The organism is Glycomyces tenuis DSM 44171, assembly GCF_000427885.1.
GTDB lineage: Bacteria > Actinomycetota > Actinomycetes > Mycobacteriales > Micromonosporaceae > Glycomyces > Glycomyces tenuis.
Genome location: NZ_ATYW01000021.1, coordinates 37,316 through 53,984 on the forward strand (window position 1 = coordinate 37,316; position 16,669 = coordinate 53,984).

General features: G+C 72.2%; 16 protein-coding genes and 1 riboswitch. Of the genes, 2 read left to right on the forward strand and 14 right to left on the reverse strand.

Features of this window, described 5'->3' with window-relative positions:
• Window positions 1–132: 132 nt before the first annotated feature.
• The 8 genes from YWW_RS0119995 to YWW_RS0120030 form a co-directional block, all read right to left on the reverse strand.
• Window positions 133–786: a class I SAM-dependent methyltransferase gene (locus YWW_RS0119995; RefSeq protein ID WP_026931497.1), complete on the reverse strand. Its 654-nt coding sequence runs from the start codon at window positions 784–786 to the stop codon at window positions 133–135.
• A 74-nt stretch (window positions 787–860) separates the two neighbouring features.
• Complete coding sequence (locus tag YWW_RS0120000) at window positions 861–1,388, reverse strand: hypothetical protein (protein WP_155830290.1); 528 nt, start codon at window positions 1,386–1,388, stop codon at window positions 861–863.
• Between the two features lie 145 nt (window positions 1,389–1,533).
• Window positions 1,534–1,761 carry a hypothetical protein gene (locus YWW_RS31790; RefSeq protein ID WP_035697650.1) on the reverse strand — a complete coding sequence of 76 codons (228 nt, stop codon included), beginning with the start codon at window positions 1,759–1,761 and terminating at the stop codon, window positions 1,534–1,536.
• Between the two features lie 62 nt (window positions 1,762–1,823).
• Window positions 1,824–2,627 (reverse strand): ECF transporter S component family protein, encoded by an 804-nt coding sequence (locus YWW_RS0120010; protein ID WP_026931499.1) that lies wholly within the window; start codon window positions 2,625–2,627, stop codon window positions 1,824–1,826.
• On the reverse strand, window positions 2,611–4,215 hold the full coding sequence (locus tag YWW_RS0120015; RefSeq protein WP_026931500.1) for an ABC transporter ATP-binding protein: 1,605 nt from the start codon (window positions 4,213–4,215) through the stop codon (window positions 2,611–2,613). The genes YWW_RS0120010 and YWW_RS0120015 overlap by 17 nt, the downstream gene beginning before the upstream one ends.
• Window positions 4,212–5,312 (reverse strand): CbiQ family ECF transporter T component, encoded by a 1,101-nt coding sequence (locus tag YWW_RS0120020; RefSeq protein WP_155830291.1) that lies wholly within the window; start codon window positions 5,310–5,312, stop codon window positions 4,212–4,214. The genes YWW_RS0120015 and YWW_RS0120020 overlap by 4 nt, the downstream gene beginning before the upstream one ends.
• On the reverse strand, window positions 5,309–5,917 hold the full coding sequence (locus tag YWW_RS31795) for a hypothetical protein (protein ID WP_051326084.1): 609 nt from the start codon (window positions 5,915–5,917) through the stop codon (window positions 5,309–5,311). Before YWW_RS31795 ends, YWW_RS0120020 begins: the two co-directional genes overlap by 4 nt.
• Window positions 5,914–7,161: a prenyltransferase/squalene oxidase repeat-containing protein gene (locus tag YWW_RS0120030; protein WP_026931502.1), complete on the reverse strand. Its 1,248-nt coding sequence runs from the start codon at window positions 7,159–7,161 to the stop codon at window positions 5,914–5,916. Before YWW_RS0120030 ends, YWW_RS31795 begins: the two co-directional genes overlap by 4 nt.
• An 81-nt stretch (window positions 7,162–7,242) precedes the next feature.
• Window positions 7,243–7,433: riboswitch (cobalamin riboswitch) on the reverse strand.
• A 108-nt stretch (window positions 7,434–7,541) separates the two neighbouring features.
• Here YWW_RS0120030 and YWW_RS31800 point away from each other — a divergent pair.
• On the forward strand, window positions 7,542–8,201 hold the full coding sequence (locus YWW_RS31800; protein WP_281171015.1) for a TetR/AcrR family transcriptional regulator: 660 nt from the start codon (window positions 7,542–7,544) through the stop codon (window positions 8,199–8,201).
• Here the strand turns inward: YWW_RS31800 and YWW_RS31805 are convergent.
• From YWW_RS31805 to moaA, 4 genes are all read right to left on the reverse strand, one after another.
• Window positions 8,129–9,514 carry a MinD/ParA family ATP-binding protein gene (locus YWW_RS31805; RefSeq protein ID WP_211228630.1) on the reverse strand — a complete coding sequence of 462 codons (1,386 nt, stop codon included), beginning with the start codon at window positions 9,512–9,514 and terminating at the stop codon, window positions 8,129–8,131. The two genes, YWW_RS31800 and YWW_RS31805, sit on opposite strands and share 73 nt — an antisense overlap.
• 92 nt (window positions 9,515–9,606) lie before the next feature.
• Window positions 9,607–10,770, reverse strand: a complete 1,164-nt coding sequence (locus tag YWW_RS0120045) for a UvrD-helicase domain-containing protein (protein WP_026931503.1) — start codon at window positions 10,768–10,770, stop codon at window positions 9,607–9,609.
• 150 nt (window positions 10,771–10,920) lie between these two features.
• Window positions 10,921–11,172, reverse strand: coding sequence for a MoaD/ThiS family protein (locus YWW_RS0120050; protein WP_026931504.1), 252 nt, complete (start codon window positions 11,170–11,172; stop codon window positions 10,921–10,923).
• A gap of 1 nt (window position 11,173) precedes the next feature.
• Window positions 11,174–12,229, reverse strand: coding sequence for a GTP 3',8-cyclase MoaA (moaA, locus tag YWW_RS31810; protein WP_051326087.1), 1,056 nt, complete (start codon window positions 12,227–12,229; stop codon window positions 11,174–11,176).
• A 245-nt stretch (window positions 12,230–12,474) separates the two neighbouring features.
• Between moaA and YWW_RS31815 the strand changes: the two genes are divergently transcribed.
• A complete protein-coding gene (locus YWW_RS31815; RefSeq protein WP_051326088.1) occupies window positions 12,475–14,838 on the forward strand; it encodes an endo-1,4-beta-xylanase in 2,364 nt (787 codons plus the stop codon).
• A 105-nt stretch (window positions 14,839–14,943) separates the two neighbouring features.
• Here the strand turns inward: YWW_RS31815 and YWW_RS0120065 are convergent, their stop codons facing one another.
• Window positions 14,944–15,264, reverse strand: coding sequence for an excalibur calcium-binding domain-containing protein (locus tag YWW_RS0120065; protein ID WP_051326089.1), 321 nt, complete (start codon window positions 15,262–15,264; stop codon window positions 14,944–14,946).
• 463 nt (window positions 15,265–15,727) lie between these two features.
• Window positions 15,728–16,624, reverse strand: coding sequence for a fructosamine kinase family protein (locus YWW_RS31820; RefSeq protein WP_051326090.1), 897 nt, complete (start codon window positions 16,622–16,624; stop codon window positions 15,728–15,730).
• Between the last annotated feature and the right edge of the window lie 45 nt (window positions 16,625–16,669).

Sequence of the window (16,669 nt, forward strand, 5' to 3'; positions counted from 1 at the left end):
GGCGAGAAGGGCCGGCCACCGCTCGGCGGATGATCCAGCAGCGGGTCTACGCCGCCCGGGCCGACTGGCGGGAGTTCTCCCCGGAAGCGCAGGGCGCGGCTTGACGGGCGGCTCGCCCGTCCCTCCGCCACGTCACTCGACCGGTTTGCGGACCAGGACGTGACCGAATTCGAAGCCGCGTTCGCTGTCGGCGGGCGGCTGCTCGATCAGCCTGGCGACTTCGGCGAAGCCCGCCTTGCGCAGCAGCTCCCCGACCCGGTCGACCGACAGCCGGTAGGCGAGCGTGACCTTGTGGTCGAAGGGCCATGCCAGCTGCGAGGAGTCGGTGTCGGCGAAGAAGAGCAGGAGCACACAGCCGCCGGGCGCGAGCACGCGGTGGAACTCGGCGAAGACCGCGGGGAGCTCCTCGGGCGGGGTGTGGATGATCGAGTAGCTGGAGACGAGGCCGCCGAGCGAGCCGTCCTCGACGTCCAGCGCGGCCATCGAGCCCTGCTCGAACCGCAGGCCTGGCTGCTCCCGGCGGGCGATCGCGAGCATCTCGGACGAGAGGTCCACACCGAACACGTCCAGGCCGAGGCCGTGCAGGTGAGCGGTGACCCGCCCCGGGCCGCAACCGAGGTCGGCGACCCGACTCGCACCGGCCTCCTTCACCAGCTCGGCGAAGGCGCCCATCATCGCGCGGGCGAAGGGGTTGCCCCGCACCGCGTCCCCGACGACCTCGGCGTACTCCTCGGCGACGGCGTCGTAGGACGAGCGGGTGGTGCTGATGAATTCGGGTTCGCTCATGACGAGGACCCTACGCCCCGCGTGGGACATGCTCGGGCCGGCCGAGGACGGGCCGGCCCGCCGCGGCGCCCCGCCTACTCGGCGAGCGCTTCGGTGAGGGCGGCCTCGTAGTCCGCCCGCGCGTCCTCCGGCGTCTCGTTGGCGGCGTAGTCGAGGACCACGGACTGCTCGGCGTGGGCGTCCTCGAACGACTCGGCGGCGGCAGCGGCCATCTCGTCGCTCATGTACAGCATCACGGCGACCTGCTGGCCCTCCGCGCCGATGGTGAACGCCTGCACGCAGTCGGTGAGGTCGCAGGACTCGGTGTCGGCGCCGAGGTCGGTGAACTGGCCGTCGCTCAGCTCGGCGCTGGTGAAGGCGTCCACGACGGCCTGGGTGCTGACGGGCGGCTCGAGTTCGGCGGAGGCCGCGGCCGGCATGTTGTCGAGTTCGCCGGAGGACTCCCACTGCTCCTCGACCGACGAGGTGACGGTGTCCTCTCCCGCCTCCTCTTGCTCTGCCGCCGTGGGCTCGTCGGGGGACTCGGGGTCTTCCGCCTCGCCGCAGCCGGCGGCGACACCGAGCAGGGCCGCAGCGGCGGCCGCCATCACCACACGTCGCATATATCGACTCCTATCGAATCGTTGGCTACGCGGATCATATCGGTTGCGATCGATGCCTCGGCGTCCGGGTGGAAGCGGTACCAGTTCGTTGCCGGACATGCCGACGGGGTGCGGGCAGACCGCCCGCACCCCGTCGTCTGCTCTGTCAGTCGAAGACCTCGTCGATGCCGGAGGCGTTCGCCGCGCGCGCGAACCAGCGGTCGACCGTGTCCGAGTCGGTGCAGCCCTCGATCCGCGCCCGAGTCTCGGCGGGCACCTCGATGCCGCGAAGGTCGAGCAGCTTCAAAAGAGACCTGATCTCGCCGCGCCTCTCGCCGCGCAGCTCGAGCTGACCGGCCGGGCTCTCGAGGTACTCCTGGTATGTCAAGCTCATGTAAGCCTCCAGTACATTGCGTGCTTCGTTCGAAAGAAGTCGCCATTCGTCTTCGGGCGGTGTCAGTTCCACTGCGCCCGGCGGGCCGTCCTTCGCATGAGCCGCAGCAGGATCGGCCCGGTCAAGGCGATCAGCAGCGCCGTCGTCACCGCCCGCCCCAGGTCCCAGCCCAGCGAGGTCGCCAGCGAATAGGCCAGGAGCCGCGAGAGGTTCTCGCCGAGCCCGCCGCCCGGGACGTACGCGAGGCTCCCCTGCGTGATCGCGAACGGCCAGAACGACATGTTCAGCAGCAGCCCGAACGCGAGCGACGCGACCACGGCATAGGACGCCAGCATCGCCAGCTCCGCGAACCGCCCGCGCCGCGTCCGCGGCGCCGCCGCGCCCGGCCCCGGCAGCAGCCCCGCCCCCAATCCGACGAAGGCCGCCGCGAACATCTGGTACGGCATCCACGGCCCCACGCCGCCGGTCAGCAGCGCCGAGGCGAACAGGCCCGTGTTGCCCAGGACGAAACCGAAGCCAGGCCCGAACACCCTGCCCGCCAGGATGATCAGGAAGAACACCGTCTCCACCCCGGCCGCTCCGGCTCCGAACGGGCGCACCGCAGCCACCACCGCCGACAGGACCCCGAGCATCGCCACCGCCCGCGCGTCCATGCCGCCCTCCGACAGCTGCACCAGCACCACGGCCGTCACCACCGGCAGCAGCAGCGCGAACAGCCATGGGCCCGAAGTGGACTCGGTCAAGGCCCCGCCGGGGGCGGCCAGCAGCGGCCAGGCCGTCGCCACCAGCCCGAACGCCGCCGCGAGCGCCACCGCCGCCGCGCCCCGCCGACGGACGGCCGGGCGCGGGCTACGCAGGTCCGCCATCGGACGCGTCCAGAGCCGCCGCCACCTCGGCCACCGTCAGCCGGCCCGGCAGGATCTTCTCCACCTGCGGCGCGAACATCGGCGAGGCCGCCACGATCGACCGCGCCGGGCCGTCGGCCACCACCTGCCCGTCCGAGAGGATCACCACCCGCCCGGCGAACTCCGCAGTGAACTCCACGTCATGGGTCGAGACGACGACGCAGTGCCCGGCATCGGCGAGCCTGCGGAGCCTGGCCGCCAGCGCGGCCTTCCCCGGGTAGTCCAGGCCCCTGGTCGGCTCGTCCAAGAGCAGCAGCGGCGGCGCGGCCGTGAGCGTCACCGCCAGGGCCAGCGCGAGCCGCTGGCCCTCCGAGAGGTCCCTCGGATGCGCCTCGGCGTCGACGCCGTCGACCAGGTCCGCCAGGATCTTCGCGCAGGCCCCGGCCGGGGCGTCCCCGTCGCGGTCCGCGGCCTCGCATTCGCCCGCCACCGTCTCGGCGTAGAGCAGATCGGCCGGTTCGGCGGGCACCAGGCCCGCCAGGGTCCGCCGCCGCCCCGGCTTCAGCGCGGCCGGGTCGCCGCCCTCGATCGACACCGTCCCCGCCGAGCGCTTCCCGGTGCCCTGCAAGGCCCACAGCAGGCTCGACTTCCCCGAACCGTTGCGGCCCATGAGCGCGATCCGCTCGCCGCGCCTCGACACGAGGTCGACGCCGTCGACGGCGCGCACGCCCGGGTAGTCGACCGCCACCCCGGCGGCCTCCAGCAGCGGCGGGCCCGCGGGCGGCGGCTCGACCGGCGCGGGCGCCGACGCCAGCCGCTCGCGCAGCGGCGCCGCCTGCCGCCGGGCGGCCCTGATCGTCACCGGCGGCCCCTCCCAGCCGGCGAGCTCGCCGAGCCGGACCACCGGCGGGGCCACCGGGGCGCCCGCCAGCACCTCGCCGAGCGACCCCGCCCGCACGCGGCCGCCTTGCAGCAGCAGCGCCGAGTCGGCGTACTGCACCACCCGCTCCAAGCGGTGCTCGGCGAGCAGGACGGTCACGCCGAGGTCGTGGACGAGGCGGTGCAGCGCCGAGAGCACCTCGTCGGCCGCGCCCGGATCGAGCGCCGACGTCGGCTCGTCCAGCACCAGCGCCGAAGGGCCCGCCACGAGCGCCGCGCCGATCGCCACGCGCTGCCGCTGGCCCGACGACAGGGCGGCCAGGGCCCGGCCCCGCACGTCCGCCAAGCCGAGCAGGTCCACGATCTCGGTGACGCGTTTGCGCATCGCGTCCCGCGGCACGCCCAGCTGCTCGGCGGTGTAGGCCAGTTCGAGTTCCACGTCGTCGGTCACGAAGCCCGCCAAGGGGTCCTGGGCGACATAGCCGACCACGTCGGCCAGGTCCGCCGGGGTCGATGCACGCACGCTCCTGCCCGCCACGGTGATCGCGCCGCTCATCGTCCCGCCGGTGAAGTGCGGCACCAGGCCGTTGACGCACCGCAGCAGTGTGGACTTGCCCGCGCCGGTGGTGCCGACCAGCAGGCAGAACTCGCCTTCGGGGACGTCGAAGCCCACGTCGTCGAGGACCGCGCGGTCCTCGTAGCGGAAGGTCACTCGGTCGAAGTGGATCATCGTGGTCCCGTCTTCGTGGAGGAGGTGGGTGCCAGCAGCGCCGGGGCGGCGGCGAGGAGGACGCCGCAGGCGGCGTACAGCGGCAGCGGCGGCACGGCGAGCGTCGCCTGCGGCCAGAGCGTTCCCGGCTCGGCGACGCCGCTGAGCACGGTGCCCGCCACGGCGGCCCCGCCCGAGAGCAGGATCGCCCAGTCGCGGGCGCCGAAGGCGTCGGTCCGGTAGCGGGTGTGCGGGACGCGCCTGGAGGCGAACGCGATCCCGAAGACCGCCGCGCCCGCGCCCGCCGCCAGGAGCGACCACGCCGCGGGCGCCGGGGTGGCCGTCCCGAGCAGGGCGTACGCCCCGGCGCACAGGCCGAGCAGCCCGGTGAGCAGGAACGCGGAGGTGACCCGGCGCGCCCCGGCCGGGACGCCCGCCGCCCGGCCGTAGCCGCGCGAGGCCATCGCCGCCGCGAGCGCCAGTGACCGGTCCAGCGCGTCGTGCAGGACCGGGACGACGACGGTGCGCATCAGGTTCGCCGGGCTGCGGCCCGTGTCGCCGCGCAGCGCCCTGGCTCTGCGGATCCGCGCCACGCCCGAGACGAGCTGCGGCGCCACCGACAGCGCGACCACCACCGCGACGCTCACCTCGTACAGCGCGGCCGGGACCGAGCGCAGCAGCCGCCTGGGGCTCGCGAGCGCGTTGGCCGCACCAACGCACACCAGCAGCGTCGCCAGCCGCAGCCCGTCCCAGGCCGCCGCCAGAGCGCCCTCGGCGGAGACCGCGCCGCCGAGGCGGAACCCGGCGGCCCACTCCGGCAGCCGCACCGACGGGAGCTCGAACAGGACGGTCGCGCCCTCGGCGCCGCCGAAGACGACGTAGAACATCATGCGCACCGCGATCGCCGTCGCGCCGATCAGCAGGAACACTCGATACGCGCCCGACCACGGCTCGTCGCCCCTGCACCACACGACGACGAGCCCGGAGACGGCGACGACGAGCAGCAGCAGCCACGGGTTCGCGGTGCGGCTGGCGGCGGTGGCGAGGAGCAGCGCCCAGCCCCACCAGGCCACGGGGTGCGCGCCGCGCCGGGCGGCGCGGCCGGGGACGGTGTTCACGCGCGTCGGTCGCGCCGCAGCCGCCAGACGACGAGCCCGGCGATCACGGCGAGGGCCAGGGCCGCGAGCACCCACGTCAGCGACCCGCCGCCTTCAGTGCCCGCCGCGTCGTCGGCGGCGGCCTCCCCGCCGTCGTCGGCCGCGCCCGAGGCCTCGCCCGGGGTGAGGCTCGGCGGGGCCGAGCCGTCGCCGAACACCCAGCCCTCGACGTCGCCGTCGTCCGGGTCGCGCGTCATGGCCCCGCCGCTGGCGTACACCCATTCGCCTTCGGCGTCGGCGTACCAGTACGACCAGGACGCGTCGGCCGGGGGCATCGGGCCGCAGTCGGCCTCGGGGTAGTCGTCGATCCGGCACACCGCGCCGGGGAAGGAGCTCACCTCCGCGACCGCGAACCCGGCCTGCGTGAGCGCCTCGATCCCGTCGGCCGGGTCGGCGGCGCAGCCGACGGCCGCCTCGCCCCGCCCGGAGTCGACCACGACCGTCACTCCCTCGCAGCCGCCGTCCTGGGCTCCGGCCGTCGAAGCCCACGCCGGTGCGGCGACGGCGGCGAGCACCGCCGCCGCACCGACGCGAGCGAGCCGGTCCCGCAGGGGTGCGCGGGTCATTCGCGATCCTTGCCCTCGGCGGACTCGACCCCGGCGCCCCGCCCGCCGCGGCGGGCGCGGACGATCACGAACGCGACGATCGCGAGCAGCACGAGCGCGGCGCCGACGATCACCCACGGCAGCCACGCGTTCGCGCCGTCGTCCTCGTCCGAGGCCGCGTCGCCGGCGTCGCCGGTGCCCGCGTCCTCGGCGGACTCGCATTCGACGGCCGGGACGTCGCGGGCCTGGTCGGAGGCGTCGAGCTCGGCGAGGTTCTGGGCCGACAGCGGGACGAGCGCCTGAGCGGTCGCGAGCAGGCGCGAGGACTCGCCGAACTCGGGGTCCTCGGGGTCGGAGAAGCGGATCGCTCCCTCGCCGTCCTCGCCGCAGCCGATCTGGAGTCCGATGAGATAGGTCACGGACAGCTCCGCGGCATCGGCGGTGTCCTCGGACGTCAGCAGCGCCTGCGCGGCCAGCGCCGTCGAGTTCGCGTTCGCGCCGAAGCCGCCGTCGAAGGAGCCGTCCTCGCCCTGCTGGTCTTGGAGCCACTGGAGCGCGGTCCCGCGCGCCTCGGCCCCGTCCTCGCCGATGGCGGTCAGCGCCGAGACGGCGAGACCGGTCGTGTCGGGGTCGCTGGCGCAGTCGCCGCCTTCGGGCACGGAGAAGGAGAAGCCGCCGTCGGAGCACTGGGCGGCCAGGAGCGCGGCGGCGACCTCCTCGCTCACGCCCTCCTCGGTGCGCGAGAGGCCGAGCGCGGCCCACGACAGCGTGCCGCCGTCCAGGCCCTCGGTCGGCGCGGCGGTGACCTCCTCGGCGAGCTTGACGCCGCCGAAGTCCGAGGGGTCGCCGCCCGCGGTGGCGACGACGTACATGACCTTGCCGGCCGCGCCGAGCGCGATCGGGGCGTCCTCCTCGCCCTCACCGGAGTAGACATAGGAGCTCAGCACGTCCGGCTCGTTGATCCATTCGAGGGAGGCCTGCACCTGGTCGCCGCCGACCTGGGCGGCCATGAGCCCGATGAGCGAGTCGAGGGTCGCTCCGACGTCCGGAGCGCCGTTGAATTCGAAGTGGTCGCCACTGGCCTGGGCGGCGAGCCAGGAGGCGGCGGCCCCGGAGGGATCGGAGTACGGCGCGTCCTGGGCGTGGGCCGCGGAGGCCGGAGCGAGGGCGGCGACGGGCAGGACCACGGCGGCCGCTGCGCCGAGCAGGGCATGGCGAAGCTTGCGGGCCGTGAATCGGCGCGGCCGTGTCGACAGGTGGCGCATTGCCTGACCTTTCTGAAGCGCGGGCGAGGTCTTCGGCAGGCGGCGACGCCGCAAGCGCCTGTAGACCACGACAGGCGTTGACAATGAAAATGGCGGCCGGTGGGCATTCGGGCTCACGCGGGTGGACCGAGCTGAAGAAAGAGGTTGCTCGCTCGGCTGGTGTTCGGAATCGAACCGCGACTACCGCTGCGGGTCAGCGCCGGCTTCCGACCGGACTTCCCCCACAGGACGCCTGTTGAGTTTGGCTTCATTCTGTCCGTCGGTGCTACGGGGTGTCAAGGCGGTGGTGCTGTGAGTGGAGCCCTTCACTGCGTCCCGAGAGGCGGGCGCCCGCTCACAGGTCATTGACCCGTAGCGCCGGGTGTCGATACCGTGCAGACGTGAGCAGAAATAAAAATGCCGATTTGGACAGAGTTCTCCGCGCCGCCACCAGGGCTTTTCTGGAACGCGGATTCGCTGCGACCTCCATGTCGGACCTAGTGGCGGCCACGGGCATGAACCGGGCCGGCCTGTACTCGGCCTTCGGTTCGAAGCATCAGCTCTACATCACCGCGCTCGCCCGCTACCGCGAGGACACCGAGCCGGAGATGCGGGCGATCGCCCGCCGCGCCCTGGATCGGCCTCCCCCTGAACGCCTGGACGCCCCGCGGGTCGTCGGCGACATCCTCGAAGTGGTGGCCAGGCACAGCAAGGAGGGCGGCTTCGTCGTGCGCGCGGCCGTCGAACTGGCCGACGACCCGGCCACCATGCGGCGCGTGCAGGAGGCCTGGTCCGAGCTCGAACGCGACCTGGCGGCGATCCTGGCGCGCGCGAGCGACACCGGGGAGATGGCCGATCAGATCGACCCGGCCCGGCTGGCGAGGACGCTGCTGGTGTTCATCCAGGGCGCGTTCGTCGTCGGGCACGCCGACGAGGACGACGGGCGCCTCGACGACGCCGCGGCCGGCCTGGTCGCGCTCCTCGACCGTCATAGACCCTCGGCCACCGCCGAACCGATACGAAGCCAAGCCCCCAACGACGCCTTACTCAGCGAGTCATAGCGAATCGGCTCCCCCGAATCCAGCAGCTTCTCATAGGGCGCCAGTAGCACCGCCCTCGTTCTGGCCGCGAAGTGCCGTTGCACCGCAGGCAGATCCACATCCTTCCGATGGGCGGGCATCGAGACCACCGAGACCGCGTTCCGCACCAGGTCCCTGCGGCCGGTCTGCTCCAGGTGGTCGAGCATTCGAGCCGCCGTCTCAGCGGAGTCGTTGCGCGCCGACATCGTCACCACCAGCTGGTCGGTCGCGTCGATGGCCGACTGCCAGTTCTGGGCCCGGACGTTGTTCCCGGTGTCGACGACGATGAGCTTGTAGAAGCGCGAGACGGCCTCGCGCAGATCCCCGAAGGCCTGCGAGGTCAGCATCTCCCCGGCCGTGGCCGACTCGTCCGAGGCGAGGACGTCGAACATCGCCCCGCCTTGGGCGCGGACGTACTGCGACAGGTCGCCGACCCGCCCCGTGGGGCCCTTGAAGTGGTCGAGGTCGCGCAGCAGATCGCGGACGGTGCGGATGTGGAAGTCCTGCTGGGCCCGCATCCCGAGGGTGCCCTGGGTCTCGTTGTTGTCCCAGGCCAGGACGTAGCCGCCTCGGTGGCGGCCGAAGGTCATGGCGAGCATGAGGACGGCGACGGTCTTGCCCGCGCCGCCCTTCGGATTGACGACGGTGACCTGGCGCAGGCCGCCGAAGTTGCGCCGCACCGTCTCGATCGCGTGCTGGTGCGCCCGCTCGCGCGGGCTGGGCGGCAGGGCGAGCAGGCCGAAGCTGAATCGGTGGAGCGCGCCGCGCAGACCGGTCTCGGCGACGGGCGGGCGCGGCGGGACGACGCGGCGGCTGGCGAAGTCGTCGGCGGTGACGCCGACGCGCTCGAGCGCGCCCGGCTGGTCCGGGAACGCCCGCACCGGTCCCGCCGGTGACCGCGGATCCGGCGGCGTCGGCTGCCTCACCGGGGCCGCCGGCACGCCGAACGCTTCGCTCTGCGGCCACTCCTCGCGGCGCTGTTCTTGAGCCGGTGGAGCGGCCCGACGATCGCCGCCCGGCGGCTCGGCCTCCGGCCGTCCGTCCGCTCGATCCACGCCGTACTCGTGATCCGCACCCGGCTGTGCGTCCTGGTCCCCACCCGGCTGTGCGTTGTACTCCTGGTCCGCACCCGGCAGCGCGCTGTGCCCTTGGTTCGCACCTGGCGGCGCGCTGTACTCCTGGTCCGCACCTGGCGGCGCGCTGTACTCCTGGTCCACACCTGGCGGCGCGAACGGCGACCACGCTGGAGCATCGGGCCGATGCAGAGGCACGGTGTCCTCTTCGGTGTGCTCCATCGGGCCTCCTCGGGTCGGATGCGGTTACCGACCTATTGTGGCCTATCGGTGCGTGGCCGCGCCGGAACTCCGCGTTGTCGCCACTGTCCGTTTCACAGCAGTCGCGGCTGCTCAGGGCCCGAACGCGTCACGGGAACCATCCCGAAAGGACTGAACAGGCCCTGGTCCACTTCGGCCAGCAGCGGGGAGCCCTCGCCGGTGTGGCTGACGTAGGCCAGATCGCGGGTGCGGCTGAGCGCCACGTACAGCTCCCGGCGGGCCTCGGGCGTGTTCGGCCACGCCTCGGCGGTCATCCCCGTCAGGCACACCACCCGGTACTCCTCGTCGGCGGCCTCGGCGACCGAGATGCCGCCGGGCCCGATCACGGCCAGCTCGTCGTCGTCGACCCCGAGCTCGGCCAGGCGGTCGGTGAGCCGCTCGACGAAGCGCTTCTCGTCCTCATCGTCGACCGCGTAGCACCGGCCGATCCCCGAGCCCTCGAGCGCCGGACGCTGCGGCTGGGTGAGCCTGCCGGGGACGCGGCTGATCGGCTCGATGACCTGGGAGGCGGCGACGAGGACCGCGGCCGGGCTGCGGTGGTTGCGCGACAGGCGCACGACGTGGGCGTGCGAGAACCGCTCGGCGAAGGCGCCGAACGCGGCCGGGCCGCCCTCGCGCAGCGCCGAGTCGGGGTCGCCGGTGGCGGTGACGTCGGCTTCGGCGCCGCGGTGCTCCATCAGCCGCCGGTACAGCCGCATGGGCATGACCGGCAGGTCGTCGATGAACAGGTGCCCCAGCTCCGGCGGCGCCTCGCCCGCGAAGTCGTCGAACTCGGCGACGGTGATCGCCGCGGCCTCGCCGCCGAGGAGGGCGCCCAGCTCCCGGCGGATGCGGGCGGCGCCGGCGGTGGAGGCGGCCAGGACGAGGCACTGCGCGGCGGGCACGCCGAGCTCTTGGACGAGGTAGGCGACCCGCCGGATGAGCAGATGGGTCTTGCCGGTGCCGGGCGAGGCGTTCACGAGCAGCGGGCCGGGCCCGGCCGAGGCGGCCACGCGCTGCATCGCGTCCAGGGAGTCGAGCAGGCCCGCGCCCACCTCGTCCATGCCTGTGAGCAGTGGAGCGGAGTCCTGCCACGGGTCGCGGGACGGTGTGGTGGGCGCCGGGTCGGGCATCGGGACGGCCTCGCGCGCGGATCTGAGGTGCGGCCTGCTCGACCGGCGCCGCTTCTCGGCGGTGGTCCGCATGTCCGCTGACAGCTCGAACAGCGGGGACGCCACCTGTGGTCTCGTTCGTTCATCAGGACGGCGCACCACTGCATCCTCGCAAATGGGAATCGGCGTCGACCAGGCGGCTCCCGGACAGGAGCGGTCGCCGCCGAGCGGTCATCTGGCATTGATCCTGTACAATATAGGATATATCCTATATGGTCAGCCGCCCGCGAAAGGCGGAAGAACCTCCACCGTGGCGCCCTCGGCCAGTGGCGCGTCCTCGTCCCGGGCCGCCAGGCCGTCCACGAGGAGCGTCGAGACCTTCAAGACCCGTTCGAGCTCGTAGCCGTGCCGTTCGGCCAGGATCGTCTTGAGCCCGGCGAGGTCGGCCGCCCGCGCCGTCTCCTCGGCGGTGCCCGAGGCGGCCTTCGCCCCCGCGAAATAGCGGACCGTCACCACGTTCTCGGCCATCTCAGCCCCCGATCGCCGACATCGGGCGGGCGGGCTGGAGGAACGAGGGGTCGTCGATGCCGTGCCCGGGGAGCTTGCCCCACATGGCCTCCCGCCACCGCTCGGCGATCGCCGCGTCGTCCGCGCCCGAGCGGACGAGGCCCCGCAGGTCGGTCTCGCCGCGCGCGAACAGGCAGTTGCGGATCTGGCCGTCGGCGGTCAGGCGGGTGCGGTCGCAGTCGCCGCAGAACGGGCGCGTGACCGAGCCGATGACGCCGACCTTCGCGGGCCCGCCGTCGACCAGCCACGTCTCGGCGGGCGCCGAGCCGCGGTGGGCCGGGTCCGGCACGAGCTCGAAGACAGTGCGGAGCGAGTCGAGGATCTCCGCGGCGGTGACCATCTCCTCGCGCCGCCACACCCCGGCCGCGTCGAGCGGCATCTGCTCGATGAACCGCAGCTGATAGCCGTGGTCGACCGCGAAGCGCAGCAGCTCGGGCGCCTCGTCGTCGTTGACGCCGCGCATGAGCACGGTGTTGATCTTGACCGGGGCCAGCCCCGAGGCCGCGGCGGCCTCCAGGCCGCGGAGCGTCGCCGCGAGCCGGTCGCGTTTGGCGAGCGCCTCGAACCGCTCGGGTTCGAGCGTGTCGAGCGAGACGTTGACGCGGTCCAGGCCGGCCTCGACGAGCGCGCCGGCGAGCCGGTCCAAGCCGATGGCGTTGGTGGTCAAGGAGATCTCGGGCCTGGGTTCGAGTTTCGCGACGGCGGCGACGATGCCCGGCAGCCCCGGCCGCAGCAGCGGCTCGCCGCCGGTGAAGCGCACTTCGCGCACGCCCAGCTCCTCCACGGCGACGCCGACGAGGCGGATCACCTCGTCATCGGTGAGCAGCGTCGGCTTCGGCAGCCACGGCAGCCCGGCCTCGGGCATGCAGTAGGTGCAGCGCAGGTTGCACCGGTCGGTCAGCGAGACCCGCAGGTCGGTGGCCGTCCGGCCGTGGCGGTCGCGGAGGGCGCCAGGCGACGGCTGGCGGGCGCCGCCGAGAGCGGGCGTTCGCGCTGGGCCGTTGGTCGTTGCTGGCATGACTCGAGCCTAATGCGCCTCTGTGACAGGTTCGTAAAATGAGACGCGTTTCCCACTTTCCGGGCGAGATGTCAGCGGTTCGCAAGGTGGCGCGCCCCCAAGCGCCGAGCGGCCCGACCGCCGCGTCCTCCAGTTGACACCCGTCGATATCTCTCATAGCATGACGGGGCCCCGATTGAAAGTTTCATGAATTCACTGAAACTTTCGGAATCCCGAAATCCCTCCTCCTTCGGAGCTGAAGCACAATGAACGATCGAACCCCTTCCCTGCGACGACGCCTGCGCGCGTTCGCCGCCGGAGCGCTGGTGCTGCCCTCGGCGGCCCTCGCGCTCGCCTCACCCGCAGCGGCCCAGGACGCCACCGTCGTCTACTCGGCCGACTTCGAGGACGGCCAGGTCGGCGACTGGGCCCCCCGCGGCCCGGTCACCCTCGCCGTCGAGGACGGCGCCCTGCTGACCACCGGCCGCGAGGCCGACTGGAACGGCCCCTCCCTCGACATCACCGAGCACATCGCCCCCGGCGGGCAGTACGAGATCGCCCTGTCCGCGCGCTTCGCCGACGGCAGCGCCGGCGAGCAGCTCTCCGTCACCGTCCAACGCGAATCCGGCGGCGAGACCAGCTACGACAGCGTCGTCTTCCAGGCCGCCGCCGGCGCCGACTGGACCGAGCTCAGCGGCGAGTACAGCATCGCCGCGCCCGCCGACAAGCTCACCCTCTACGTCGAGTCCCCGACCGTCGAGGCCTCCTACCTCATCGACGACGTCGCCATCACCGAGCTCGCCCCGCCCGGCATCGAAGAGGACATCCCCTCCCTCAAGGACTTCCTCGCCGACGACTTCCTCATCGGCGCGGCCATCGACTCACGCGACATCGTCGGCTCCTACGGCCAGCTGCTGAACAAGCACTTCAACTCCATCAGCGCCGAGAACCACATGAAGCCCGAGGCGATCCAGCCCACCGAAGGCGAGTTCACCTGGGCCGAGGCCGACCAGCTCGTCGAATACGCCGAGGCGAACGGCATGCGCGTCTGGGGCCACGTCCTGGTCTGGCACAGCCAGACCCCCGACTGGTGGTTCCAGTACCCCGAAGGCCACCCGAACGCCGGCGAGCCGATCGGGAACTCCGAAGAGGACCGCCAGATCATGCGCGACCGCCTCGCCGCCCACATGGGCGCCATCGCCGACCGCTACGGCGACCGCATCTGGGCCTGGGACGTGGTCAACGAGGTCATCAGCGACAACAACGCCGAGGTCTACCGCCAGAGCCGCTGGTACGAGATCTTCGACGGCACCTCCTACATCAACGACGCCTTCGACATCGCCCGCGAGCAGTTCGACGAGGCCGGCGCCACCGACGTGAAGCTGTTCATCAACGACTACGGCACCGAGAACCCCGGCAAGCGGGACAACCTCTACAACCTGGTCGAGGACCTCCTCGCCGACGGCGCCCCCGTCGACGGCGTCGGCCACCAGACCCACATCAACCTCAACACCTCGATCCAGCAGATCGAGGACTCGATCGTCAAGTTCGACCAGCTCGGCGTCCTCCAGGTGATCACCGAGCTCGACGTCGTCATCGGCGCCCCCGTCGAAGGCGAGGAGTTCCCCGAGTACGAGGCCAGGCTCATCGAGCAGGGCCACTACTACCGCGACCTGTTCGAAGTCTTCCGCGAGCACGCCGACAAGATCGAGCTGGTGACCGTCTGGGGCCTCCACGACGGCCGCACCTGGCAGCGGTCCCGCGAGACGCCCAGGCCGCTGGAGAGCCCGCTGCTGTTCGACGACCGACTCCAGTCCAAGTGGGCCTACTGGGGCATCGTCGACCCGAGCGTCCTGCCCGAGGTCCCCGACACCGAGGAACCCGAGTACGCCCGCGTGCAGGTCCCGCGCGCCGACACCGCTCCGGTCGTCGACGGCGAGACCGACGACGTCTGGTCCTCGGCATCGACGGTCACCACCGAGGTCACCGTCGAAGGCAGCCCCGACGGCGCCAAGGCCGAGGTCTCGCTCCTGTGGGACGAGACCGCGGTCTACGCCATGTTCGAAGTGGACGACGCGGTGCTCGACGACACCAGCGCCAACGCCTACGAGCAGGACTCGATCGAGGTGTTCCTGGGCCCGGGCAACACCCGCACCGGCGGCTACGGCGAGATGGACGGCCAGTACCGCGTCAACTTCGACAACGTGGTCAGCGTCGGCGCCAACGGCCCCGACGCGGGCGAGCTCACCAGCGCGACCGCTCTGACCGACGGCGGCTACCGCGTGGAACTGGCGATCGCGCTCGCCCCCGAGTTCGCCGAGGTCGGCGTCGAGCAGGGCCTCGAACTCCAGGTGAACGACGCCGCCGACGGCGCGCGCACCGCCGTCCACACCTGGTACGACCCGACCGGCCAGTCCTGGAACACCAACGCCAACTGGGGCATCGCCGAGTTCGTCGAAGAGCTCGACGCGCCTCCCGGCGGCGGTGACGGGGACGGCGACGGCAAGCTCCCGGTGACCGGGCTCGGCCTCGCCGGCGGCATCGCCGCCGCGGCGGCGATGCTCGCGGCCGGAGCGGTCGTCCTGTGGACGGTGCGCCGCCGCCGCACCGCCGCGAACTGGGGCGAGTGAAAGACGCGCTGAGAGCCGCCCTCGACCCTGTTGAGGAGTGTCGGTGATCAGTGAACGGGGCGGCGGCTTGCGCCGCCGCCCCGCGCTCAAGCGTTACCGGTCTTGCTATTCGCATCCGATGCCGTCGTTGTCGGCGTCGAGGTGCGGGCCGAAACCGTGATCGCTCTCGAGGACGGGAGCCGCTCCGGCTGCGCGGGCCGCGTCGCAGTTCTCGTAGGCGAACCCGGAATCCTCGGTATCGGGATCCGCGGTACCGGGCTCCTCCGCCGGCGATTCGCCAGCGTCGTCGTCCGACTCCTCCGCCATCGTTTCGTGGTCGCCCGTGTCGGTCGGCTGGACGTCGACCAGTTCGAAGTTGTGGGCGGTTTCGCGCTCTTGCGTCTGATCTCCGGGCGAAGTCGCGATGACGCCCAGGACGAGCGCCATGACTCCTGCTGTTTCGAGCAGTGCCCGAAGCAATGGGCGATTGCGGTGGGAAAGCTTTTTGTGCCGTCTTTTGTGGATTGACGGCGAGGATGGTGATTGCATCACTACCTCCAATAGCAACGCTGTCGTGCTATTCGAAGATCCCTCTGGGATCCTTCCTCGAACAGGATAGGGCGGCGGCTCGCATCGATCACGAAGATCATGAATTGAGTTCAGTCCTTTGGTCGCGACCGGCGGAGGGGCGCGTTTCGGACGCTTTCGGCACAGGTCGATCATGTCGAAGGCAACCAAAGAACGCGTCGGCCAGGCGTGGAGTCGGCAGTGCTTTGTCTGGTCTCTGGCGATGCTTTGGTATTACCGGTCGTTTGTCGGTTTCCCGTGCCCATGGCTGCTGCGGGCCCCGAGCATCGCCGTGGCGGGTGCCGAGCTGCTGCGCGTTCACGGCCGGGTCCCGCCGGGCCGATCAGGTGTACCCGGCGACCAGTTTCATGAGCTGGGGGCGGAACGACCTGCCGAACAGCGTCGTGTGGACCAGCAGCGGGAACAGCTGGTGGAGCCCGATGCGCTCCTCCCAGCCGTCGGCGAGCGGGCGCACCTCGCCGTACCCGGCGAGGATCGCGTCCAACAGCGGCACCCCGCCCCACAACCGCAGGTTCGCCAGGTCGGTCTCGCGGTGCCCGCCGTGCGCGGCCGGGTCGATCATCCAGGCCCGCTCATATCCCCAGTGGACATTGCCCCACCACAGGTCGCCGTGCGTGCGCGCGGGCGGCTCCTCCGGCCCGGCCAGACCCGGCAGCCGCGCCGCGAGCGCCTCGACGGCGGCGACGTCGGCCGCGTCGAGCGCGCCGTTGTCGCGCGAGGGCCGCAGGTACGGCTCGATGCGCCTGGCGGCGAACCACTCGGCCCAAGTGGCGCCGTCCGGCTCGTTGTCCATGAACGTCTCGCCGATGTAGCCCCGCCACGGCGCGCCGAACCGCTCGGCTCCCGCGCCGTGCATGCGCGCGAGTTCGCGGCCCAGCTCGGCGGCGTGCTCGGCACTCGGCTCGGCCGGCTCGATCCACGGCTCGACGAGGAGCCGCTCGTCGGCGTACAGCACCGGTACCACCGCTTCGCTGGCTTCCGCGAGCCAGCGCAGCCCGTTCGCCTCGGCCGCCAGGTAGTCGCCGCCGCCGTCGGCGATCTTGGCGAACACCGAGGCGCCGTCGTCGAAGGTGAGCCGCTGCGCCGAAGCCCCCGCGAGCACCGGGGAGGCCTGCGGCATCGTGAAGTCGCTCGCCTTCACCGGAGTGGTGCGGATGCGCTGGTGCTCGATGAGCTCGGGCAGCAGCCGCCACCGGTCTGCGTCTGGGGCTCGTTCCACGCGCCCAATCTAGCGGAGGGCGACGCGGCGCCTCCGATGTGCAAA